At 32.3% G+C, this 24,522-nt stretch carries 22 protein-coding genes; 8 read left to right on the top strand and 14 right to left on the bottom strand.

Annotated features, from left to right (window positions below):
* Window positions 1-398: 398 nt before the first annotated feature.
* Entirely contained in the window at window positions 399-1,478 is a 1,080-nt protein-coding gene (locus ASJ80_RS02270; RefSeq protein ID WP_069584571.1) for an ATP-grasp domain-containing protein, read from the top strand.
* 29 nt (window positions 1,479-1,507) lie between these two features.
* On the top strand, window positions 1,508-2,155 hold the full coding sequence (locus tag ASJ80_RS02265) for an HAD family hydrolase (RefSeq protein WP_069584569.1): 648 nt from the start codon (window positions 1,508-1,510) through the stop codon (window positions 2,153-2,155).
* Between the two features lie 445 nt (window positions 2,156-2,600).
* Here ASJ80_RS02265 and ASJ80_RS02260 read toward each other — a convergent pair whose 3' ends face one another.
* A complete protein-coding gene (locus ASJ80_RS02260; protein WP_069584567.1) occupies window positions 2,601-2,855 on the bottom strand; it encodes a hypothetical protein in 255 nt (84 codons plus the stop codon).
* A gap of 52 nt (window positions 2,856-2,907) precedes the next feature.
* On the bottom strand, window positions 2,908-4,179 hold the full coding sequence (locus tag ASJ80_RS02255) for a CPBP family glutamic-type intramembrane protease (RefSeq protein ID WP_083241023.1): 1,272 nt from the start codon (window positions 4,177-4,179) through the stop codon (window positions 2,908-2,910).
* Window positions 4,180-4,366: 187 nt separating this feature from the next.
* On the opposite strand from ASJ80_RS02255, the gene ASJ80_RS16585 reads away from it, so the two are divergent.
* From ASJ80_RS16585 to ASJ80_RS02240, 3 genes are read left to right on the top strand one after another with little or no spacing between them, the layout of a single operon-like run.
* A complete protein-coding gene (locus tag ASJ80_RS16585) occupies window positions 4,367-4,618 on the top strand; it encodes a hypothetical protein (RefSeq protein ID WP_141705203.1) in 252 nt (83 codons plus the stop codon).
* 18 nt (window positions 4,619-4,636) lie between these two features.
* The gene (locus tag ASJ80_RS02245) at window positions 4,637-6,061 is read left to right on the top strand and encodes a flippase (RefSeq protein WP_069584563.1); all 1,425 of its coding nucleotides are present in this window, start codon (window positions 4,637-4,639) and stop codon (window positions 6,059-6,061) included.
* 1 nt (window position 6,062) lies between these two features.
* A complete protein-coding gene (locus ASJ80_RS02240) occupies window positions 6,063-7,499 on the top strand; it encodes a condensation domain-containing protein (protein WP_069584562.1) in 1,437 nt (478 codons plus the stop codon).
* A 60-nt stretch (window positions 7,500-7,559) separates the two neighbouring features.
* On the opposite strand, the gene ASJ80_RS02235 is transcribed toward ASJ80_RS02240, so the two are convergent.
* The 11 genes from ASJ80_RS02235 to ASJ80_RS02185 all read right to left on the bottom strand — a co-directional run bounded on the left by ASJ80_RS02235 (window position 7,560) and on the right by ASJ80_RS02185 (window position 19,999).
* Window positions 7,560-8,462 carry a glycosyltransferase family 2 protein gene (locus ASJ80_RS02235; protein WP_069584561.1) on the bottom strand — a complete coding sequence of 301 codons (903 nt, stop codon included), beginning with the start codon at window positions 8,460-8,462 and terminating at the stop codon, window positions 7,560-7,562.
* Between the two features lie 6 nt (window positions 8,463-8,468).
* Window positions 8,469-9,554 (bottom strand): DegT/DnrJ/EryC1/StrS family aminotransferase, encoded by a 1,086-nt coding sequence (locus ASJ80_RS02230; protein ID WP_069584560.1) that lies wholly within the window; start codon window positions 9,552-9,554, stop codon window positions 8,469-8,471.
* Window positions 9,555-9,556: 2 nt separating this feature from the next.
* A complete protein-coding gene (locus ASJ80_RS02225; protein ID WP_069584559.1) occupies window positions 9,557-10,561 on the bottom strand; it encodes a GNAT family N-acetyltransferase in 1,005 nt (334 codons plus the stop codon).
* Between the two features lie 154 nt (window positions 10,562-10,715).
* Complete coding sequence (locus tag ASJ80_RS02220; RefSeq protein WP_083241022.1) at window positions 10,716-11,648, bottom strand: GNAT family N-acetyltransferase; 933 nt, start codon at window positions 11,646-11,648, stop codon at window positions 10,716-10,718.
* 70 nt (window positions 11,649-11,718) lie between these two features.
* Entirely contained in the window at window positions 11,719-12,153 is a 435-nt protein-coding gene (locus tag ASJ80_RS02215) for a sugar 3,4-ketoisomerase (protein WP_048080652.1), read from the bottom strand.
* Between the two features lie 119 nt (window positions 12,154-12,272).
* Complete coding sequence (locus ASJ80_RS02210; protein ID WP_069584558.1) at window positions 12,273-13,400, bottom strand: glycosyltransferase family 4 protein; 1,128 nt, start codon at window positions 13,398-13,400, stop codon at window positions 12,273-12,275.
* A 24-nt stretch (window positions 13,401-13,424) separates the two neighbouring features.
* Window positions 13,425-15,695, bottom strand: a complete 2,271-nt coding sequence (locus tag ASJ80_RS02205) for a DUF2206 domain-containing protein (protein ID WP_176720290.1) — start codon at window positions 15,693-15,695, stop codon at window positions 13,425-13,427.
* A 25-nt stretch (window positions 15,696-15,720) separates the two neighbouring features.
* Window positions 15,721-16,860: a glycosyltransferase family 4 protein gene (locus tag ASJ80_RS02200; RefSeq protein ID WP_048080655.1), complete on the bottom strand. Its 1,140-nt coding sequence runs from the start codon at window positions 16,858-16,860 to the stop codon at window positions 15,721-15,723.
* Between the two features lie 82 nt (window positions 16,861-16,942).
* Window positions 16,943-17,929: a class I SAM-dependent methyltransferase gene (locus ASJ80_RS02195; RefSeq protein WP_048080656.1), complete on the bottom strand. Its 987-nt coding sequence runs from the start codon at window positions 17,927-17,929 to the stop codon at window positions 16,943-16,945.
* On the bottom strand, window positions 17,907-19,097 hold the full coding sequence (locus ASJ80_RS02190) for a DUF1972 domain-containing protein (protein ID WP_069584556.1): 1,191 nt from the start codon (window positions 19,095-19,097) through the stop codon (window positions 17,907-17,909). Before ASJ80_RS02190 ends, ASJ80_RS02195 begins: the two co-directional genes overlap by 23 nt.
* A complete protein-coding gene (locus ASJ80_RS02185; RefSeq protein WP_245837428.1) occupies window positions 19,094-19,999 on the bottom strand; it encodes a glycosyltransferase family 2 protein in 906 nt (301 codons plus the stop codon). The genes ASJ80_RS02190 and ASJ80_RS02185 overlap by 4 nt, the downstream gene beginning before the upstream one ends.
* 600 nt (window positions 20,000-20,599) lie before the next feature.
* Between ASJ80_RS02185 and ASJ80_RS02180 the strand changes: the two genes are divergently transcribed.
* On the top strand, window positions 20,600-22,180 hold the full coding sequence (locus ASJ80_RS02180) for a histidine kinase dimerization/phosphoacceptor domain -containing protein (protein WP_069584555.1): 1,581 nt from the start codon (window positions 20,600-20,602) through the stop codon (window positions 22,178-22,180).
* A gap of 36 nt (window positions 22,181-22,216) precedes the next feature.
* Here ASJ80_RS02180 and ASJ80_RS02175 read toward each other — a convergent pair whose 3' ends face one another.
* On the bottom strand, window positions 22,217-22,789 hold the full coding sequence (locus tag ASJ80_RS02175; protein ID WP_069584554.1) for a hypothetical protein: 573 nt from the start codon (window positions 22,787-22,789) through the stop codon (window positions 22,217-22,219).
* A gap of 633 nt (window positions 22,790-23,422) precedes the next feature.
* Here ASJ80_RS02175 and ASJ80_RS02170 point away from each other — a divergent pair.
* Both ASJ80_RS02170 and ASJ80_RS02165 read left to right on the top strand, forming a co-directional pair.
* Window positions 23,423-23,956, top strand: coding sequence for a GNAT family N-acetyltransferase (locus tag ASJ80_RS02170; protein ID WP_069584553.1), 534 nt, complete (start codon window positions 23,423-23,425; stop codon window positions 23,954-23,956).
* On the top strand, window positions 23,949-24,395 hold the full coding sequence (locus ASJ80_RS02165) for a GNAT family N-acetyltransferase (RefSeq protein WP_069584552.1): 447 nt from the start codon (window positions 23,949-23,951) through the stop codon (window positions 24,393-24,395). Before ASJ80_RS02170 ends, ASJ80_RS02165 begins: the two co-directional genes overlap by 8 nt.
* The last annotated feature ends 127 nt before the right edge of the window (window positions 24,396-24,522 follow it).

The raw sequence follows: 24,522 nt of genomic DNA, 5'->3' as shown, positions 1-24,522 counted from the left end.
AAATATCTAACTTACTTAATCATATACTATCTAATTATAAAATTGCATTTAATCAGATAATAGAAATATCCTCTTTTATGCATTAAATTAACTTTTTCATTTAACTATTTTATACTATTTTTTTCTAGTTTTATAACAATTAGGTGTTTAATCACAATTCTTAAAATTCTGAAATTATTCACAAACACATTATAACTATCCTGTAGACATGTGCATAAATGATTAAACAGATTAAATAAAGGATTTATTCATCAAAAGTTAATTAATCAAAAGTTATTAGTTAAAAAAATAGAACTTGAGAAGAATTAAATAAGTTACACGGCGATGTTTGTGTTATTTAGCTTCGAAGTAATAACAAATCAAATTATAATAGATTATATCTAAAAAGGGGTCAAAAAATGAAACGTTTACTTGTAGGAGGAGCTGGTGGAACTCCTTCCAATAATTTCATCCAATCAATTAGGGAATCATCAGAAAAAGTATTTATAATTGGAATGACCAGCGATCCTTATGATCTCTGCAAGGCAAATGTTGAAAAACGCCATTTAATTCCAAATGCTATGGAAAAAGATTATTATTTAATTCTTGAAGAAATAATAAGCGAAAATGAACCTGAATTTATCCATGTACAAAATGACTTCGAAGTACTTGCAATATCTCGATTCAGGAACAAGCTGAAAAAAATGAATGTAATTACATGTTTACCCCGACATGAATCGGTAGAAAACTGCATCGATAAATTAAAATCATGGAAGATATGGGAAAAATCTGAAATTGAGGTTCCTGACTCATTAATTATCAAAGATGAAGACGATTTAAAAGAAGCTTTCAAAAATTTAGGGAATACAATCTGGATTAGATCGATTAAAGGAGCGGCAGGTAATGGTGCATTACCCACTTCAGATGTAGATTTTGCCAAAAGCTGGATCGATTATTTTGAGGGATGGGGTAAATTTATGGCAGCTGAATATCTAAGCCCTACCTCAGTTACATGGATGTCTTTATGGGATAAAGGAGAACTGATAGTTGCACAGGGAAGAAAACGGCTGAATTGGGCATTTAACGACCGAACATTGTCGGGAGTTACAGGTATAACCGGTACAGGAGTTACGGTATCAGACCCTTTAGTGGATAAAATAGCCCAAAAAGCTATTTTAAGTGTAGATTCTAAGCCTCACGGTGTTTGGTCAGTAGATATGACCTATGATAGCAAAGGAATGCCGAATCCTACTGAAATAAATATAGGTAGATTTTTCACTACAAGTCTGTTTTTTACAAAATTAGGGCTTAACATGCCTTATGTCTATTTAAAATTAGCTTTCGGCGAAGAATTACCTGAAATAAAGAAAAAAATAAACCCATTACCTCCTGACTACGCATGGATTCGGGGAATGGACACCGAACCAGTTTTAACAAATATGAAAAAGATCAGTGAATACGAAAACGACCTGAAAAAGCGCAGAAGTCTGTATATTTAAATTAGTATCGCAAAACTTATCTATCCTTAGTGGTGATTGAAATACCCAGAACTATTTTTTTAGATTTAGACGGGACTTTATTAGATACTTCCAAAAGGCACTACAAACTTTATAAGGATATCTTTGATGAGAGAATGCCGCATGAAGAATCAAAATTTTCTCCCCAAAAATTCTGGAACATGAAACGTGCAGGTATAAAAACACGTGATATTTTACCTGCATCTTTATCAAATGAGATTATAGACAGTTTTGAAGAGGAATGGCTGCAAAAAATAGAAAAAAAATCATACCTACAGTACGATGAACCTTTCCCCAAAACAGAAAAGGTCTTATCCTGTCTAAATAATGAATTTGATCTGGTTCTGGTTACATTAAGGAATAATACAGAAAATCTTCACTGGGAACTCTCAAAATTAGACTTGCAAAATTATTTTAAAGCTATAATCTGCGGTGAAGGTCCTAAGAATAAATTAGTTGAAGACTATTTAAGGGGTAGTCCTGATGAGAAATGTATAATTATCGGTGATACTGAAGAAGATATAAAAACAGGCCTAGAATTGGAAATAACTACCATTTCGGTTACATGGGGAATAAGATCTAGGGCATTTTTAGAAGATTTTGATCCAGATTTTTGTATAGACAGTTTGCATGAAATAGTGGATATAATCAATTTTTAATTGGATATATAAAATACCAGCTCAATGAGTTTTTTAGTTTTTAATTTACTGTCAAAACTCTATGATTTTGACGTGCCAAAATTTTAATTTTTACTAACTGTTAAAAATTTTCAATTTTTAACGACACAAAATCCTCAAAAACTGAAAGTTTTTGGGAGTTAGAAAAATGCAAAGCATGCGAAAATCAAAGATTTTCGCGGTTACAAAATCGTAGATTTTGTAAACATTTTTCTAAAATTCTACGAATTTTGCCGACTTCGTTATAGTGTACTATAACGAATTAAAAATAGCATCCTAAATTATTTATTCAATTTTAAAGTCAAAGATTATTTATTCAAAATTCAATAACAATTTACTAACTACAAATTAGAGAATAAATAGAAGATTATATCTATACCACAATATTTACAACTAAAATGAAAAGATATTAATCCATCTAATATTACTAGAAACTAGAGAATAAAGGTGAAGATGAGTATATCCTGTAGATAATTATAGTTATAAACATTATTAAAAGGGGTATTGAAACTATGTTGAGGTTGCGCATCAAAATTCCCACTTTACGCCGGTTTGAGATCTCTCCACGTATTATATTTCTAAGTGAAAGGAACAGTAATAAAAAAAGCACTGCTACAATACTGTAATCCATTATTTGACTCATTGTTACATTGGTTGTTGTGCCTGTGATGATTGATATCATGTTTTTCCTCCATTTACCTATAAAACATTGCATTAAAATTGTTATTTTCTCCTCAAATTAAGGAAAACGGCAGTATAATAAAAAGAACCACGTTGCAGATGCCGTGGGAAACGCTTATCCCCACTATACTGCGCGTTTTTTGGAATATATACCCATAAAAGATTGAAACTCCAAAAATAAAGAGTAAATCCAGGGGAGAGTTCCAGCTGATGTTAAACCCTACAAAAAGCAAGGAAGTAAAAATGATCCCCCAAGCTTTCCCCATAATATTTTCAGCATTTCTCTGGATAATTCCCCTAAATACCAGTTCTTCCAGTAATCCTGTGGATATTATCACAATTGAACCTGCAAAAATCACATTTACTGGGCTTAAATTTGATATAAGAGCAGTGGGCTGAAGTATCAAATACTCCACAAACCCAAAACCAAGACCAGTAATGCCAACCAGCAGCTGTAAAATTAAATTCCTTGAGTTAAGCCCGACAATTTCCTTATTCAGGCACTGGCCCTGCATTAACATCCATACAGCAGCCAAAACAGGTACTGACATCAGAACCAACCAGTAAAGAGGCTCCAACTCCATAACAGGTATACTCAAACTCATGATCCTTATTAAAGGCAGTAAAATCATGGCCTGTAAAAGGTATGAAAATTTAACGGACTTAGTCAGTGTAGAATTAATTACCAGACTTGAAATTAAAATTACATGTAAAATAATCCCCCAGGAGGTCATGTAGTAAGTAGTTACCAGTTCAGACAGTATAAGTATCAAACTATAAGAAATTAAAGTTAAAGACTGTGCCCTTGTAGGCCTAATACCCCCTATTTCATTTAGCAGTCTTTTAATATGTACCTGGTTTATAAAAAACTGGGCCACGTCTAATGGTAATTCATCGATCTTCTTATGAACATCCAGTGCATCGTCTATAGATCCTTCAGCTAGATAACAGCCCGAAATCCTGTTTAAAATATTCCTTTCCATTTCCCAATTCCCAATTACCTGGAAATTTTCTAAGGACTGTTGATAAAATTTACGTGCTTCAGAATACACTTTCGCACTTTTCCAAAGGTTACCCATAGATTCAAGAGTAAAAGCTTCTCCCCATGTATCATCTTCGTCATGAAAAAGTTTAAGGGCAAGATTATAATTCTCCATAGCTTTACCATGGTTCATGAGATCCCTATAAAGGTCCCCTATCCTTACCAGTACTTTAGCAGCCATATGGCCATTTTTAAGCTTTCCAAATTGTTCTAATAAATTATTATAATTTTCAAGTAACCTATATGAATTTTTATCATTGTTACCATCGCTCATTTTGTCCATCTTCCATTTCTCAAGTAGAAACTAAAAATATTGTAGAAAATCACCAGGGTTTATGTTTAAACCTAATAATCCATTATATCTAATAAAAACTTCTTTAAATGGACTAACCACCTTTATGAATAGGTGTTTATGTGAAAATCTACTTCTTATTTTTAAATTAAACTCAAAATAGCATTTTATGATTAAATTGAGTGACAATCGGAATATTTTACAAATAACTGCAAATAACACTGGAATATTATTTTCTGCACAGATTACATCATTTACATTAGCCATTAATCTCTACAAATATCATTTAAGGCATGAATGTTTTGAGATTCTTTTATTTGTATCATTCCTGGATTCAGTTCTAAGTATCTTTGAAGATCCAGATTTAAACATTATTTTCATCCATAAATATGATTCATTTATGGATCCACGAGAATTTTACGCCGTTTGATACCTGTGGGGAGTAGGAATGAACACTGCAAAACGAATTTTTAAAAATACAAGCATCCTTTTTATCGCTCAAGTTGTTAATTATATTCTGGCTTTCTTTTACACCATTTACCTGGCCCGTTATCTTGGAGTATCCGGTTTTGGTGTTTTAACATTTGGAATATCTTTTACCACAATTATGGGAGTAACAGCTGACTTAGGGCTTTCTATACTGGCAGTAAGAGAAATTGCAAGGGATAAATCTATTTCTTCAGGCTATACCGGAAATCTTATTGTAATCAAACTGGTTTTAAGTTCCATTACAATGGGCCTCATTGTGTTATTTATGAACTTATTTAACTACCCTTCCCAGACTATTCAGGTGGTTTATCTTCTGGCAATCTGGATGTTATTTACATCATTTACTCAGCTCTTTTATTCAGTATTCCAGGCATATGAAAAAATGGAATACCAGTCCCTGGGAACAATTTTATACAGCATCCTGCTGTTTTCAGGAGTATTTTATGGAATATTCAACAATTTCAGTATAGAGTGGTTTGCCCTAATTTATTTGATAGTAAGTGGAGTGACTCTGGCTTACACTGTTTTTATTCAGATTACAAGGTTTCCAAGGCCCAGTTTACAGGTAAACTGGAATTTTTGGAAGTCCAAACTGACCTTAGCCTTGCCTTTATCAATTGCTTCAATTTTTTCTACCATCGCTTTTAGGGTAGACACAGTTCTACTTTCATTATTTCAAGGTTACATTGTGGTAGGATTATATACTGCCCCCTATAAAATAATAGAAGTCCTTCTTTTTATTCCCAGTGTTTACAGTGCGGTTATATTTCCTGTACTTTCCAGATTCCATGTTTCTTCAAAGGAATCCTTTCAATTAATTTACGTAAAATCTATCAAATATATGATTATTCTGGGCCTGCCCATTGCAGCTGGAATTACCATTCTATCTAATGATATAATCCTGCTTCTCTATCAATCTGCATTTTCAGGGTCTGTAGTGGCGCTCCAGATTTTAATCTGGACTGTCCCCCTTCTACTTTTAACTACAAGCTTTGGGATAATTTTAATATCCATGAATAAACAGGTTTTAGCCATCAGGCTTACGTTTATTTACATGATTTTTAATATAGGAGTTAATCTGGTAGTAATACCTCAATTCAGTTATTTAGGTGCTGCAGTTGTAACAGTACTTACAGAATTAGTAAACTTTATCATGCTTTTCTACTACCTGTCCAAGTTCATCTGCAAAGTACCTCTTCACAAACTAATTTGGAAACCAGCCCTAGCAACAGTTATTATGTCCTTATTCATAATTTCAGTGCATTTAAATATATTCATCACAGTTTTACTCGCCACTGTCATATATTTTGCTCTTTTAATCCTCTTTAAAACATTTTCTAAAGGGGATTATAACATAATCAGAAAATTAGTAGAAAAGGGATAAAATGAATTTTAAAACTATTGAAGTGAAAAGAGAGAATGGAACACAGGACAGCAAATTTAAGTTAGGAGTCATGAGAGAATATTTTAGAATCCCAAATAATGTTGCAGTAATCGCCACCATAAATGGAAATATCCCTGAAAATGATCTGGTTCAGGTTTTAAAGAAAGTTGCTAAAATGCACCCACTTATAGGGGTTCGTGTAGTTATTGACAGCAACCAAGATGCATGGTTTACAGAGGAATGTGATGCACCATTACCACTTAAAGTTACCCGTAGAAAATCTAACAGGCAGTGGATAGCTATACTTGAAAATGAACAGAAAATACCCTTTGATTTTGAGAAAGGTCCTTTAATTAGATTTATACTTCTAAAATCAGATGAAATTTCTGATCTTATCGTTATCTGCCAGCATTCAATCTGTGATGGCATTTCACTTGCCAACATTATCCATGATATTATGTTTCTATTAAGTAACCTTGAAATCAAAGTTAAAAGGATAGATCCCGTTTTACCAGTACCAGCCAATTTCCCGGCAGTACCTCTGCAGGTTAAATTTAAGTTATTGAAAAATAAGCTAATAATAGGAAGAGTTAACAGAAAATGGGATAAACAGCGAGTATTATTCGATGATGTGGATTACCAGGATATCCATAAGGCTTACACTCAAAAATATAAGCATAAAATAATTGCAGAGGAATTATCCAGGTCACAAACGTCTGATCTGATAGAATGGTGTCATCAAAATCATGTAACAGTTAATTCTGCATTATCTGTAGCATTTCTTGCTGGAAGACTTAGTATCCGTGGTGAATCCAATGATAGCAACCACCTAATACAAATTGCTGTAAATATAAGAGACCGATTTAAAAAACCAGTTAAACGAGTTTTTGGACTTTTAGCCAGTGGCATTAAATTTGAATTTGAATATTTACCAGAGAAAACATTTTCAGATAACGTAAGTCTATTTCAACAAAAAGTGCTGCATGAATTAAATGGAAATAAAACTTTAGAACCTCTTCTCGGGTATTATATCAGTCCCACACTTGTAGACGGCATTAACGTTGCCACTTATGGTAGGTGGGTATCTGATGAGTTCAGCAGGTACCAGAAGATATCAGGGTTTATTCAAAACAAAACCAATAAAGCAGTAGCTATATCAAATCAAATGGTAAATAACATGCCAGGGCTGATGATATCCAATTTAGGCAGCGTCAAAACTCAGAAAGAATACGGCTCTCTTAAACTGGACCAGTTGCATTTTGTTACTTCATCTTCTCCTTTTTTAGACCTTGTTGCGGGCGTGGTAACTGCAAACGGGAAATTAACGCTAACTTTAAATTATATGGAAGAGGATGCTACCAGTAATTTAGGTAGAAACCTCCAGAAAATAATGTGTAAAAGTATTGAACATCTAACTGAAGCTGTAAAGCAGGGATAAATTCAAATTCGAATAAAAATAAAAGAAATTTTTTAATTAATATAATCTACACGCATCAGGTTATTTTGTAATTCTACCTGTTATTCTTTTTGAAATATTCTTAACAGTAAATGATATGAATGTTAATGGTATAATTACTGGATAAATAAAGTTAAACTTGTTTAAAGGATCATTTTGAGTGCCTATCATAAATGGGACTATGCATGTTTTGTAAAAAATATTTTTCAGGGCTTTATAAGATAATCTGCTGCCATATTCTTGAAAGATGTAGACACACAGCACTAAAGAGTCCTGATACCATCCTTTTATATCAGTTATTTCTCCAAATGAAGCATTGTCTCCATGTAAACGGTATTTTGAAAGTGTCTCTTCCATATAATAAAATTGATATTTATAGGCTAAATCTGCGTAAAATTGGGTGTCATTCAGGTACTTCAAATTTTCACTGTATCTCATATCCTGGATATTTTCTCTTTTCATTATAATACCAGAACCAGAAATCCATGAGTTAACAATCTCTTCAAATACATATCCATGAGGAGTGGCGTTTTTATATTTTTCACTGGTTATCTCGCCAGTAAGGTTTGAATTGGAGTCAATTATTGCGGAGTTGCACCATACTACTAAATTTTCATCTGCTTCAAGGATTTTCAGCTGCTTTTCCAATTTTTCAGATACCCACATATCATCTGAAGCTATTAATGCAATATATTTTCCTGTTGAGTTTTTTATACCTTCATTTATGGTTTTTGCAATGCCAAAATTTTCCCTATGGAATATTTTCTTAATTCTATTATCTTTTTGGGCTAATTCATCAATAATTTGCTGAGAATTATCCTTAGATCTATCATCTATAATAATTAGTTCCAAGTCCCTGAAAGTTTGCCCCAAAACGCTTTCAATTGCTTCATGTATGAATTTCTCATGATTATAAGAAGGCATTATTACGCTGACAACTGGCAATTTCTGTTACCCCCTATTTAAACAATTTGCAACTTTTAAAATTTCTTCACAGTCCATCCAGGGGTGCAAAGGTAGTGATAATATTTCACTGCATACCTGATCCGTAATCTCTAAATTTAAACCATTCCAATTTGAATAAGCCTTCTGTTTATGAACAGGTACTGGATAATGTATTTGAGTATGTATATTGCTTTTAAGAAGTTTCTTTTTTAAATGATCCCTTTTTTTACTTCTAATTACATAAAGATGGTAAACGTGTTTTGCAAATCGCTTTTCAACAGGTGTTATAATGTCAGAATCCTGCAGAAGTTCCGTGTATATCTCAGCATTCTTCCGCCTGCTTTCGATCCATCCGTCCAGGTGTTTTAACTTAGTTTGGAGAATAACAGCCTGTAATTCATCTAACCTGCTGTTAATCCCAACAAAATCATGGTGATACTTTTCTGATTGGCCGTAATTTCTCATTTGAACCATTTTCTCTTTAAGTTCTTCGTTATCAGTGACTACTGCACCACCATCCCCATATGCACCTAAGTTTTTGGTAGGATAAAAACTAAAACATCCCATATCACCTATACTGCCTGCTTTTTTCCCATTATATTCTGCACCATGTGCCTGACATGCATCTTCTATTACATAAAGACCGTAATCTTCCTTTAGTTTGCAGATAGGATCCATATCTACAGGATGTCCGTATAAATGTACTGGAAGAATGGCTTTAGTTTTCTCCGTTATCTTTTCTTCTATTTTTGATACATCTATACAGTACGTATCTGGACTTATATCAACAAAAACAGGTTTAGCACCATTTCTAATTATAGCGTCAACTGTTGAAATGAAGGTATGTGAAACTGTAATCACTTCATCACCTTTACCTATTCCAATGGATTTAAGGGCAAGGAAAAGAGCATCAGAACCAGAATTCACACCTACAGCATAATTAGTGCCCATATATTTAGAAAAATCTTCTTCAAATTTTTTTACCTCTTCCCCCAGCACATAAAACCCAGAGTTAAGAACTCTCAAAATATTAAAATTCAATTCTTCACTTATAGAAAGATATTCTTTTTTTAAATCAGCAAACAAAACCATAATTACAACCCCACGTCTATTAAATCAGTGAAAAGATCTATTCTAACCATAATAAACATCAAAAAGCTCATCAAGATCAATTTCAATTCATAAGAGTCATAAACAACAGATCTTGCTCCAAATCTCTCTTTAAAATCAATTAAACCACGATTTAAATAATGGCCATTATTTTCTGTGGATATACCAAAATCAAAATATTTTTTTTGGCAGTACTGGTTGATTATCTTATCATAGATGAAACTAGATGCATATAGCTGCATTCCCCTCTCAGTAGCTCCCTGGTACTGTGCATGGACAACATTTTCACTCTCATAAATCAACAGTCCATCCACAATTTCACAGTTATGCTCAACTGCAAAGAGTTTTATATTATCTGGAAACCTACCTGCAAGATATTCCATTTCTTCTGCAGTATGGGTAGGATTTTTACCGTACTTCTTCAGCAATTGCTCTTCTTTCAGATCCATAAAAGTATCAAAATCATAACTTCTTTTTAAGCTTAGATCCTTATTTTCAGCTTTTTTCCTATTTCGCTTCATATTTTTACTAAATGGTATTTTAACATCCATTTTGATGGTTGATGAAACTTCCCTCTTTACTAAAGTAGCATTGTTAATAAAAAGAGCATACAAATCTTCATCAGATAAATATGAATGGTAAATATGAGGTATTGCTTTATAAAGAAGTTTTTTAAAGTCCTTTTCTTTTAAATATTCTTTTAATGAGTCAAATATCTGCAGCATTAAATTAACGTCCATTTTTTGATCGGTTATAATGCCTCCAAAGGTCAGTCCTGCATGGCTGAACAGTGTATCACCACTACGATTTGCAGGCAATAAAGCAACAAGTTCCCCGTCTTTAAAGAAAATTAAAGAATGGTCTTCAAATCTATCAGAATGGTATTCCATGTAGTCCCTCAAAAAAAAGAACACACCATTTTTAGAACCCTTCACAAAATTATCCCAGAGTTCTTTTTTTTCAGGTTTATATCTCTTTATTTCAACCATTTAATCACCATTAAACCTCTAAATTACTATTTATGTACATTAAGTTATAACGCAATTAAAATCCCAAAATTCAGGCTATTTAATCGTTTAAGAATTAAAATTTCCTTTATTTAAAGTTTAAGTAATATACTCACCTGGCAAAATCTATTTTAAATTATAAATTCAACTCATACGAATCATATACCGTAGATCTCGCTCCAAATCTTTCTTTAAAATCAATTAAGCCTTCGTTTAAATAAAAACCGTTATTTTCTGTAGATATACCAAAATCAAAGTACTTTTTTTCTGAATACTGATTAATAATCTTATCAAAAAGTAAACTGGGGACATGTAAATCCATTCCCAGTTCATTAGCTTCCTGGTACTGCGCATGGATTACATTTTTATTTTCATATATTACCACTCCACCAATCATAGTCCCATTCTGCTCAGCTGCAAAGAGTTTTATATTATCTGGAAACCTACCTGCCAGATATTCCATTTCAAGGGCAGTATGTGTAGGCATTAATCCATATTTTTTAAACAACTGTTCCTCTTTTAAAAGCATAAAAGTACTAAAATCATAGCTTCGCTTTACATTTAATCTATTGTCCTGAACTTTCTTAATATTCCGCCTTATATTCCTGCTATAGGAGATCTTATGGCCCATTTCAATAGTGGATGATACTTCCCTCTTTACTAAAGTAGCATTGTTAATAAAAAGAGCATACAAATCCTCTTCAGAAGGGTATGAGTGGTAAATATGAGGTATTGCTTTATAAAAGAGTTTTTTAAATCCCTCTTCTTTTAAATATTCTTTTAATGAATCAAATATCTGCAGCATTAAAGAAGTTTTCATCTTTCGATTGGTTATAATGCCTCCAAAGGTCAGTCCTGCATGGCTGAACAGTGTATCACCACTACGATTTGCAGGCAATAAAGCTACAGGTTTATCATTCTTTAGGAAAATTAAAGAATGATCTTCAAATCTATCAGAATGGTATTCCATATAATCTCGCAAAAAAAAGAATACCCCATTTTTAGAACCTTTCACGAAATTATCCCAGAGTTCTTTTTCTTTTGCTTCGTATCTTTTAATTTCAATCATTTGACCACCATTAGCAGACTATAAGTTTAGAGTAGCTGGAAAAGATTTATTTTAATTAGCCGCTTTTTATTTATTTGGCTTCTAAATCCTCCAGTGCAGCTTCTTTAAAATTGGAGTAACTTCTAATATAATCATCCTCATTAAATGATTCAGAGGCTAAAACTAAGCATACAGATCCTGAAGAAAAATTATCCAGCTCACGCCATACCATCTTAGGTATGTAAAGACCATAATAAGATCTATTCAAATGGAAACGTTCTTTATTCTGGCCATCATCCAGTATAACATCAAAACTACCATTTGCTGCAATAATAAACTGCTCTAATCCCTTATGTGCGTGGCCCCCTCTACTTTCTCCCCCTGGAACGTCATAAAGATAATAAACCCTTTTAATTTCAAAGGGCACATGCTCAGTCTGTTCAATAAATGTCAGATTACCCCTGTTATCTTCAATTTTAGGGAGGTATATTATTCTACATTCTGATATTCTCGGTTCTTTAAACATTAAACCACCTACTTTGTTTTTATTCTTTAATAATTTTAAATGCAATTTTTAAACGTTTTAATCATTATATACTCTTAAATAAAATTTTAGAGCCCATATAATAAACTATACCTAATTTACTAGTAATTATAAACCTCATTATAAACTTTTAAAGTCTTCCAAGCTGTTTTTTTCCAATTAAATCTTTCAGCCCGTTTTAAACCTTTTTTAATAAGCATTTTCATTGCCCTATCATCAGATAGTACCATATTAATGGCAGATGCAAGTTTTTCAGGGTCGTAAGGGTTGATAAGTTTTGCAGCATCTCCGACTATTTCAGGTAGAGAACTGCTGCAGGAAGTTATAACAGGAGTACCACAGGCCATAGCTTCCAGAGGAGGCAGACCAAAGCCAGCATATAAACAGGGATATAAAAAAAGATCTGCGGCATTGTAAAGACCTACTAGATCATCATCAGGAACTACTCCCGTGAAAATCACATGATCTTCAAGACCCAAAGTAGTTATAATCTGGAATATCTCTCCAGCCCTGTCTACAGCACCTCCAACCATCACCAGTTTATGGTCTAAACCGTCTTTTCGTGCCAGGCAATATGCTTCAAGCAGGCGCGGAATATTTTTTATTGGGTGCAGACCTCCTACAGATAAAATAAATCTAGGGGGCAGCCTGTATTTTTCTCTAACTTCAGCTACCTGTCTGGAGTTTAATGGCCTGAAATTTTCGTCCTTTCCATTATATATTACTTCTATATCCTCTTCTGGAACATTGAGGTATTCCATGATATCTCTTTGGGAATTATAAGATACGGTAATTATTTTATCAGCTTTACTAATGGTTTTTTTAAGGAGCAAACGGTGCAGCATTACATCTCCCCTCTTAAAAAGATTTGGAAAGAGCAGCGGTGTCAAATCATGCACAGTGATTACCTTTCGAAACGGCTGGTTAAAAGTAAATGGCCCCAGCTCATAGGGGTCATGAACAACATCCAAATTATACTTTTTCAACTCTCGAGGTAATGTAAAGTGTCTCCAAAACATATAACTTCCCCATCCCCTTACAAATTGGTTTTTAGGGATAATAATGTCACTATTTTGACTGTAAATATCTAAATTATTCTTCAAGTAATGTATAAGATGGTAATTATTCTCATTGTCCATTTTACCCAGATTTTTCACAATTTGATGGGTGTAAACCCCAATTCCCCCATTATATTCATCTATAAAATTACTAACAATACCTATATCCATAATTAACCTCCATTTAAATTTGATTTATCCACGAACCGCTGATCCGTAGATATATGAACCTCCATCATCGTATATCCTGAACCGTTCACTGAGTATTTCATCAGGCGGCCGATAGCCTTCATTGATCACTATGTTGGCCCCTGCCATTTGAGATATCAAGACCTTATTTCTGGCTATATTCACGGTCCCCAAAAATATGTAGGACGTACTGTTGACCAGATCAAAATATACAGGGATCTCCATACAGGAAACCATACTGTTTAAAACACTGGCCCTATTTTTATCAGCGTAAATATCAGTACCATTATAAGAATATTTTTGTAACCATTCGCCACTTGTTACCTCCCTTTGATCGAATTTAGGGAAATCACAGGTGGAACTAAGAGCAATAGAAGTAACATCAGCCCTATCTAAAATTTGATATGTAAAACCAGTGTCAAAAAACAGGAAAACCACCAGAAAAATAGAGATCACCGTAAACAGATTATTACGGTTGATTTTTGAAAATAGTTTAAGCCTTAAAACTGGTTTAAACAAATGGAATACCTTTATTATTCCAATTACACAAAATGGCGCTAAAATAATTAATGACATGTGATAAAGCCTGGAAGTATTCATCTGGCTTGAAAAGAAAGGTAAAAAGACTCCTGCCATTAGTACTATAAATGCAGCTAAACTGAGAGCTTTAAATTCTTTTTTAAACTTCATCCCGTCTTTTCCAAATAACAATGCAAGAATACCTACAGCTATAAATAACTGGCTGATCAGATAGAAATTCTTCTGCAGATTACGCAGAGGAGTAACCTGCTGCTGCATCACCAAACTTAAACCCTGGGTGGCATTCGGATCCATAAAACTGTATAGATTACCTATTATGCTACAGCCTATGTTAACGAAACTCTGGAAAATTGTGGAGTTAGAAGTGTAGATATCCCATATCAAAATAAATAATATAAATAGGGCCACAAATGGAGGAGTGATGATTATCCTGCTGCTTCCAATAATAGATCTGTACCTTTTTATTTTTGTGTTGATTTCACCCTTTTCATGGTCAACTAATTTACCCCTGGCCAAATATTTTTTAAATATATTAACTGGGTTCTTATCAATAAGATACAGGAAAATCATACTTACTGATAAAATAAACATCATAATGTACGCTAACCCATAATGCGCTACAACAATAGACATCCCGAAAATTATGGCCAGAACTGACCTTTTTATTACATCCATCTGTTCATTGACCATTATCATCAATACCAGAACTAACATAAGTTCAGCTACTTGCTGCCTGATTAATGATACCATTTCTGTGTAAAAAGTAAACTGTATCATAAAGAAAAATGCTGCAAAAAATGCTATACGATGGCTGGTCTGTTTATGAAACACGTAATATAAGCCTAAAGGTGTTAATGAGAAAATAAACGGATAAACAATTTTCATTATCCAGATTAATCCCGTGTTAATGAATGTGGAAAAAATAGGCACCATCATCATTACACTTAACATGGAATTATAGTTCATAGGGAGATTCTGATCCCAGAAAGAATTTGCAACAACCTGATTTGCTAAAAAGTACTCAATGTTTACATCCCATCCCCAAATATAATTGGTAATCAGAGATTTGTGCAGTAAAAGGGAAAATGAAATTACAAATACCCATAATGAATAATATTTAGAATTAATCTTCCCTATACCAACAAGCAATGCCATTAAACCTATTAAAAAAATCATCAGCATTGTTAAAATATTAAACTGATATACATTCATCATGTAAGCTCCTAAAACACTTAAAAATGGTATTAAAAGGGGAAATAGGACCTTTGATGTCATCAAATTTTTAACATTTACATGATTTGGCGGTGATTTTTTAATCACCATATCCTTTAAATTTCGTAAAATTAATTTGTACCTCCTGCCTTTATCTATTTTATAACAAATAAAGCACAGAATAACAATTAAAACATTAATAGTGGCGAAAATTGATACAAAGGATAGTGGTTTACTAATTCCAAAAAGGGGGTAAATTGTATTCATCAAAAATCCCACTAACATGAGGCTAGCTAGACTTAATCCAACCGTATACAAAAGGACAGGCCCATTATGTTTTATTCCGTCTAAATCCAGCAAGCGAAGTAAAAGCATGCCTGGAACAAACAAAATAAATATAAATCCAACTATATTTTTAACAATAGGAACATTTAAACCAGCGAAATCCAAAAGAAGGAATACGGAGAATACAACTTGGACCGCAATAATCAGTGAAAGAAATTCTCTAATCCTCCAATCTTTCATACGAAAAGGATTTTTTAAATACATTCTAAAATCCCCCCTCAAGAACCTGGCGGTAAATACTGTTCAACCGATTTTCCATAATTGTCCAGTTATACTTGTTCTCATAGGCTTTTCTGCCGTTATCACCCAACCTTTTCTGCAAGCTAAGATCATTTTTTAAACGAGATACTGCCCAAATTAAAGCTTCTTCATTTCCATAGGGTATTACTATTCCACATTTCTCTTTCAGTACAATATCTGCCATTGACGTATTTTCATTCACAATAATTGGAATTTTAGACGCCATGGCTTCAAAAAGCTTATTTGGGCTGGCGTATCTATTATTAGGAATATCTGGATCATAAAGTGCAATGGTAAGGTCAGCGCCCAGTGTCCCTTTAACTATTTCTTCATAGGGAACTCCATCTAAATACATGTCTATATTGTCGAATTTTTGGCTGAGCTGTATTATTTGCTGCTTATAATCTGTTTCATCACAGTGTCCCCTGATACTTAGTTTTGCACCTTCTATTTTACCAATAGCAGAAATTACAACGTCCAAACATCTTTCTTTTAGTATTTTGCCCCCAATAAAGACTTTAAATGTGTTTATATTATTATCATGATAATTTTTATCAAAATTATATTCTTCAGGGCTGTTATTTATAGTAAAAATGTTTTTGTGTATATTTCCACCTATTTGTTCAACCCTTGCTTCATCGGCCAAAATTAGAACATCTGAAAATGGCAATAAACGCTTATCCACATTTACAATAATATTTCGAAGTATGGACGGCATCATATCCCCATAAAAATCATATACATCATAAATTATAGGTTTATTTTTAATTTTAGCTGCAATCAATGAAAATAAATATGTATCAAAATTTACAGCATGGACTACATCCCATTCCGATTTAAATAGCCAGAAAACAAGGTATAAAAACCATATTGGGAAGTATAATAATGAATTAATACGGCCTATTGGAGCATTAAGTCCCAAACCTTTTACATCAACTTTTTTATCGCAGGTGAATGGCCAGCCCCTCTCCCAAATGATAACTTTAACTTCATACCCACATTTTAGCAGTGTATCTATTTCCTTTCTCAGGCGAGTATCCGGATAAGATATGACCATCAAAATTTTGGATTTTTTATTTGTTTTTCCGTTTTTAAGTTGAATCATCTAATCTACCTGTATAAAATTTCTCAGGATTTTACTGTATAAAGTGCTTAAAAAATTTTATTTTTAAAACTACAATTTATTGTTAGCTATGTTGCTTTTTCAAGATTATTTCACACTGATCTCCAATTTTAAACAAATTTAAAATTGTAGTTAATGGAATAAGGAGCATATTTAGATATAAATTATGAATTAAAATACGTCTAGATTTTTTACCCCTGAAACTTTCCCAAAAATATATAAATGAACTTATAATCTGATATCTGGGATCAGAATTGTATCTTATTTCCAAAATATCAAAATTATACTTTTTAGCATATTTTTTGAGGACACTAGTTGAAAAAAGGTACAAATGACGTGGAGTATCAAGCTGCGCCCAATATTTTCCAAATACCTTCGAAGCCAGGGAGTCACTCACTGGCACTGCTATTATAAGATGACCCCCTGGCTTTAAAATTCGATAAATTTCTTTCATAGTTTGCGAAGGATTAGGAACATGTTCAAAAACATGATTGAGGGTAATAAAATCAAAATATTCATCATTATATTTCGCTTCTTCTAACGTACAATTTGAAATATTTAAGCTATAGTTTTGGGATAATTCCTGGTTGAAATCAACTGGTTCTACCCCATGAGGTTTCATTCCAAGATATTTCATGACTAAAGGGAAATAGCCAATTCCACAACCAATATCCAGATATTTACCGTTTTCAACAACTTTTACAGTCCTGAAATAGGATGAAAACGGTGAAAGTAAAAATCTGAATACCCTTAAAAATCCCAGGTTATTATTTTTTTGAATATAATGATATAATGTTTCAATCAATGTGAAAATTTTTCTGGAGTGGGATGGACCATTTAAATCAGAGTAAATGGAATAACCTGTAGAATAATGTTTTTTAAGCTCTTCAGGACTGGGTTGATTTAAAAATGAAAGTCCACAATTCTGGCATTGATATATCTTAAATTCTCCTTCAATTTCAGGAAACATGCGATCATGATTAGTAAAGACCAATTTATGAAGCCTGGAACCACATAAATCACAGTAATCATGCTTCATCTTTTTGGTCATAATCCATCTCCCTGTGTGTGATAAATTCTTCATTGATTATCTGGAAAAGAGAAAGATAGCCCTCTGTAATCCTGTCCCATAAATAATTATTTTTTACCCTATAGTAAACGTCATCCTTGAGCTTAAGATAACTCTGCTGATGTTTATAAACTGATTTCATTTTTCTAGAGAGTTCTATTTCATTTTTAAAGTAAACTGCCGATGTTCCGCAAACTTCACGGTTAAACTGGTTATCATGTGCTATAATTATATTTCTAGAAATTGCAGCCTCTAAAAGAGAAGGATTGGTTCCTCCCACTGAATGACCATGAATATATGCACAGCAGTTCTGCCGAAGCATATCCAGAAGTTTTTGATTATAAATCGATCCTAAAAATATTACTCCAGGTTGAGTGCACTCTTCTGCTATAGCTTCAATCTCTTCTTTATAATCTTCACTTGTGAAATCTCCAACTATTACCAATGGAATAGAAATTTCAGCCTGAATAAATGCATCTATTATTATATGGATGTTATTTTCTGGCTCTAATCGTGCTACCACAAGATAATAATCTCCAGGACTAATCTCAATTGAAGTATAAGTTTTAAGAAGCTTCAATGATTCACCATTCCATGTAACTCTCTTAGGGACATCGATCCCATAGGAAAGGTAACTGGTTTTGTCCAGATATTTCTTATCCACATAATTTTTCATTGCCTGAGCATCTACAATTATTTTATCTGCAAATACAGTTGCCATATCATGATTTATCTTCAAAAGCCATCTTTCCAGTAGATTAAACTTGCTTCTCTGCCACATGACCCCGTCTATATTAACAAGAACTTGAGACTTTCTATTAAGTATCTTAGGGATGAAAAGAAACATACCCACTTCTATACCCAAAAAGTATATGAGCTGATGTTTCCTGCTTAATTTAATCAGGAAATAAATATCCGAGAGATTCTCATAAATTTTCCTTAAAAAATAATTTTTAGGCGGTTTTACAGGAAAATACTCCAGTTTGGCTCCCATATAATTATCTTTACGAGACTGCAATGGTTCGTGTTCACAGCTTACAGTGACATCATAACCATTTTTTACCAGATTTTCCGTTAATCCCTGAGCAAAAGTTTCAAAACCCCCATATTTGGCAGGAATACCCCGGCAGCCTATAATTGCAATTTTCATCTTCTCACTCTTCTTGTTTTAATCCAGTAACTTAACATTCGTTTGAATATTTTAATCCCGTCATTCAATCCATTTAATTTAGGGGAATCTAATCGATTTTTATAGTTAATAGGAATTTCTAATACTCTGAAATTGTTGTTAGAAATCTTTGAAAACATTTCAACCTCTAAATCAAAACCATCGGAATCTATACCTTCCTGCAAAAGACTGTCTATCACTTTTCTTTGAAAGGCCCAGTAACCAGTACATACATCTGAAACTTTAGAAAACAGTATGCTGGCAAAAAAACTCAACAGGCGATTACCCACCAGGTTAAATCGACTTATAGAGCCTTTTTCACGTTTGCCTAATAGACGAGATCCTAGAACTACATCCGCTTTACCGTCCATCAATGGCTTTAAAAGTTTTTGAGCATCTTCTGGATCATATGTGTTATCTGCATCCAGCATTACTATAAAATCAGATTTTACATTCTCAAAACCTCTTTTTATAGCATGTGCTTTTCCCTGTTTTCGTTCTTTAAGTACATTGGCCCCTGATTTTTTTGCAACATAGGCCGTCTTATCTTTAGAATTGTTGTCAACCACAATGACTTTGGATTTGGAATATCTGCGGATATTTTTGACCAGGACACCAATAGACTGTTCTTCATTATATGCTGGAAGCAAAAAGGTCACATGTCTCATTGAATGATAATATTCCTCGTCAAAAACCCGGTTTACTGTTAGTTTATTGCTATATCTTTGAGAATAGAGTTCTATATCTTTCAAATAGTCTAATTCTTCAAATAACATGTTTTTGTATAGATTTTTTGAATCCAAAGTGATCCCCTTCCATTCATATCTATACGCTCTTATAAATCGTGATATGAATATCATCAAAACATTTAATACTACTCTCATCAAAATGTCTCCATGCTTTTCATGATAGACATTCCCGCACTGTTCTGGCCAAACATTTCAATGCATCTTATAACAAATAGCAAAATCGCAAAATAGTTAGATTTTAATAGTACAGTTTATAAAAGTTAAAATTCTATATTTTTACAAATTAAAACAAAATAAACCACATAAATGGGCTAATTAGAACTTCAAATTAATTTAAAATATATTAACTATCATAATGACTTCAAATATGGTAATATTTAAAATAGACATGTAAATGCAACCTTTTTCACAGATTATTGTCAAAAGTAGTGGTTTATAAAAACTGATAAATTGATTAATACATTTAATGAACAGTAGAGCATTTTAAAGATAGATTAAATAGTGAAAACATATTAAACAATATATCCCCTTAATTTAAATCTTAATTTTATTTTTAATTCATATTTATGAAGAAGTAGAAATTTTTTTATGTGATGATGTGATATCTATGTTTATACTTTATTAACTATCAGTAAAAAATCAGTACAACAGTGGAAAATTTAAATCCATCAAACAATTCAGTATTTACGCAAATACAGATGTTAATAATAAATTTAACAAGTGAGATGAGCATCAATGAATACAAGTGTTCTTTTAATTAAGAATAATATAAATTATCCATTCGAGGCAATTGTGGGATTTACTGATCTTCATCTTAAAGATATGCTTAATTTAGAGGATTTCATTGATTTATTAGAATTTGATGCTTCAGAATTTGATGCTGTTTTGTTTGAAATGGAATGTTATGATACTTTTGAGAAAGCAACACTAGATAGGATCTCAAAAAAGTGGAATAACCCTGCATTGATTATTATAACCCGTGCCAAAAATGAGGAAAAAGTTAAAGAATTAACTGATAATTATTTACTGGTAGAGCAGTTAACTCCAATATTACTAGAAAAATCAGTTCTCCTTGCAATTGAAAAAAAGAAAGTCGATGATTTAAATTGGAAGCTTCAAAATTACGAACAACTTGTAGAAGAAGACATTGAAAAAGAAGCTAACCTTACCATTGAAGACTACTCCTATCTAGAAGAATATGACGATGTTATAGATTTAAACCCCAACACTGAATTTTTTAACCAGTATGATTCCACTGAATCAGAATTAAAATGGCTTGAAATTTTATTAAATGCAGTTCCCTGTGGAATCATTATTTTAGACTGCAGGAAATCACATGAATTTTTTGTAAACAGAGAATTGCTCCACATGTTTGGTACTGATAACTTAGATGAGTTTAATATAGAAAAAAATTTGATAAAAATAAATAATATCAATGCACTCAACTTATACAGCCCAAATGGTGAAAAAATAGCTGGTGAAGAATTCCCCTCAATCAAATCAATTATAAGTGGGGAAGATATTGAGAACTTAGAACAGGTTATAAAATACGATGAATATACCGATAAAACTGTTATGATTAACTCTTCACCTGTTTTTGATAAATCAGGGAATATAATAGCCTCCATAACAGCAATATCAGATGTATCTAAGCTGAAAAATACTGAAAGAGATTTAATAAATACAATTAAAGCTAAAAATATAATCTCAGAGGAGTTTAATGATCGAATTCTAAATATTTTACAGACCATGACCAATCTTCTGTGTGTAAACGAAGAACTGGACCAGCCTGAACAGTATAATAAATTTTATCTAAATGAAAATAAGATAAATAAGGTAGTAGGGTTGAGTTTTATTCAAAATATCCACGAACAACTCCTGTATTATGATGATGTTAAACAGGTAGATTTTAATGAATACGTTCAGAAAATATGTTCTAAGCTTCTCCATATTTATAATGCAGAAAGTTTCGTTGATTTGAAAATTGAAGGTCATGCACCTATGAATCTAGATATTATACTTCCATGCGGCCTTATTATTAATGATATACTCAATTACAGACTTAAATCATTCACAAAAAGTGCCAAAATTAATTTAATGATTGAATCTAAATCACAGGACGGTAGAATAACTATAGAAATTGCAGATAATGGACCCCGACCTAAAGTTCCTGTAGTGAAAAATGCAGATGATTTGAAGCTTACACATGCACTATTAGAACAGTTAAGCGGAATAATAAGAATTGAGACTAATAATCAACAAACTTCATTCTTTATAGAGATATTGTACTTAGATATCAATGATATTCTAAGTTAATGAAAGTAATTTGATTATTGAGCCTTTCTATTTTTTTTATTTAGATCTAATTGGATTTACCTGATTTTCTAAGACTTCGCTTTTCTGAGTTTCTGCCTCAGAATTAATTGATTCATAGGTACAAAGCAATGTGCGTGAATTAGAAGTTATGTATTCCTGTCCAGTTATATCTTTAATAGCTGCAGAAGCAACATTTTCTACAATACAGCTTAAATATACAGAACCATCTTCCTGTACTATTAACTGAGGAAGATAAGAGTCCAATGAATCTTCTTTATCCACTATAATTTTGTGGTCATTTAATCTGTAATTCACTTTTTCAGCATACTTAATATCAGTTTCAAAATACTGAACAACTGAATCTAATATTTCTTCCGGATTATCAGAATCAATATCAATTTTATCTTTAAAGATGTTCCACAGATAATTTTTTTCTTCTTCAGAAATATCAGATTTTTTACTCGTTTGGTGTGTAATCCAAAGTTGTATTGCTTCAAGTATAGCTTTCCCATACCAGCCTCTTCTAAAAGCAAATTTTATTGCTGCATTTCTACGAAAGATCAAATCAATATCTTCAGGTACCGAAATCGTAACCCTATTCATGCCCATTAATACCACCTTCAAATTAATTGACTATTTTATATTCATATATCCAACAATTGAATTAATTGTTTCATATCAAGTAATATTACTCAACTCAAGTAACAGCACTTTTCACGTTTAGAAACATTGATGAATACAATCAATATTGCTGCGTATGATCTAATTTAACGTTCCAGCATATAAACATATTGTTAAATGCGTCCCCTTTTCTATATACATCTATTAAATGTTTCTAAAAGCAACAACGCATATATATGCATATACTGCTAATATTAAGGTATTACTGATTTTTTAATACTAATTCCAAACACTATTTTCATATTAACTTATGATACTAAAATAATAAAACGGAAGTATTACCTCTAATTTAAATAATTAGATATTAATAGTCCCAGATTAAATTTTAAGAAATGTTCAAACATTTTAATAAGTTAACAAACTATTAAATTAATTATAAAAACATTCGAACAGTTATACAATTAGATGAACTATCTAATTTTTCACATGGTTTGTGACATACGTCACCAATAGATCAGTTATTTCCAAACTAGTAATTGTATTAGGTTATAGAAATACTTAAACTATTAATAAATTAAAATTCAGATTTTAACTAAAAGTAAAAAAGTGAATGGGTTAATAATGATAATTAAATGTGATAAATGTACATTACGGAAATGGAAGGCTTCCGATCTTGAAAATCTAGTTAAAAATGCCAATAACTACAATGTAGCATCTACTTTGAGGGATGCATTTCCATATCCATATACTACTGAAGATGGAAAAGAATGGATAGAATTTGCAGGAAATAAAGAATGGGGCCATAATTTTGCCATAACCATAGATGCTAAAGCTGTTGGCGGCATAGGGCTTATTGTAGGTAATGACATAGAGAGAAAATCTTCAGAAGTTGGGTACTGGTTAGGAGAAGACCACTGGGGAAAAGGCATTACATCTTCTGCCCTAGAAGGCATTGTAAACTTTGCATTTAATAATCTTAAGCTGGAAAGGATTTTTGCAGTGCCCCTTGAACATAACACTGCATCAAGAAAAGTCCTTGAAAAGAATGATTTTGTCCTTGAGGGAATTTTAAGAAACAGTGTTTTTAAATCCGGAAAACTCCATAATCAAGCTTTATATGCAAGAATCCGAGATAGTAGTGTTTGTGATGATTAAAAAAGTACGTCAAATTAAGTACGAAGAATTAAAAAGCCTTTTATCGCTTTATGAGTATTTAATCCCCGATGATCCCAAATTAAAAATAGATACTGCTTTAAAGGAACACTGGAAGGAAATATTATCTGATCCTGACTATTTTTATTTAGTAATTGAAGAAGATGAAATGCTTGTTTGCTCGTGCAATTTAACTATTATCAAAAACTTGACAAGGTCAGCCAGACCTTACGGGATAATAGAAAATGTAGTCACCCATCCAGATTACAGAAATAAAGGGTATGGTACGGCAGTTTTAAAAAAAGCAGTTAATATAGCTCAAGAAAATAACTGCTACAAAGTGGTGCTTACCACCAGCAGGAAAGATGAAAATATATTAAATTTTTATGAAAATGCAGGGTTTGACAGGGGAGAAAAAACTGCATTTATTGTGCGGATATAATCATCAAAATCATATCTACCCATTTATAAAATAAACAAATTACTGCCCAAAACGTTTTAAATTAAATATAACCCAAATTAAAAAAAATGAATTGAATAATATATGCTAACTGATTTTGATTGCTTTT

Origin of the sequence: Methanobacterium bryantii (assembly GCF_002287175.1) — an archaeon.
GTDB lineage: Archaea > Methanobacteriota > Methanobacteria > Methanobacteriales > Methanobacteriaceae > Methanobacterium_D > Methanobacterium_D bryantii.
This window is presented reverse-complemented; position numbering and strand designations above follow the sequence as displayed.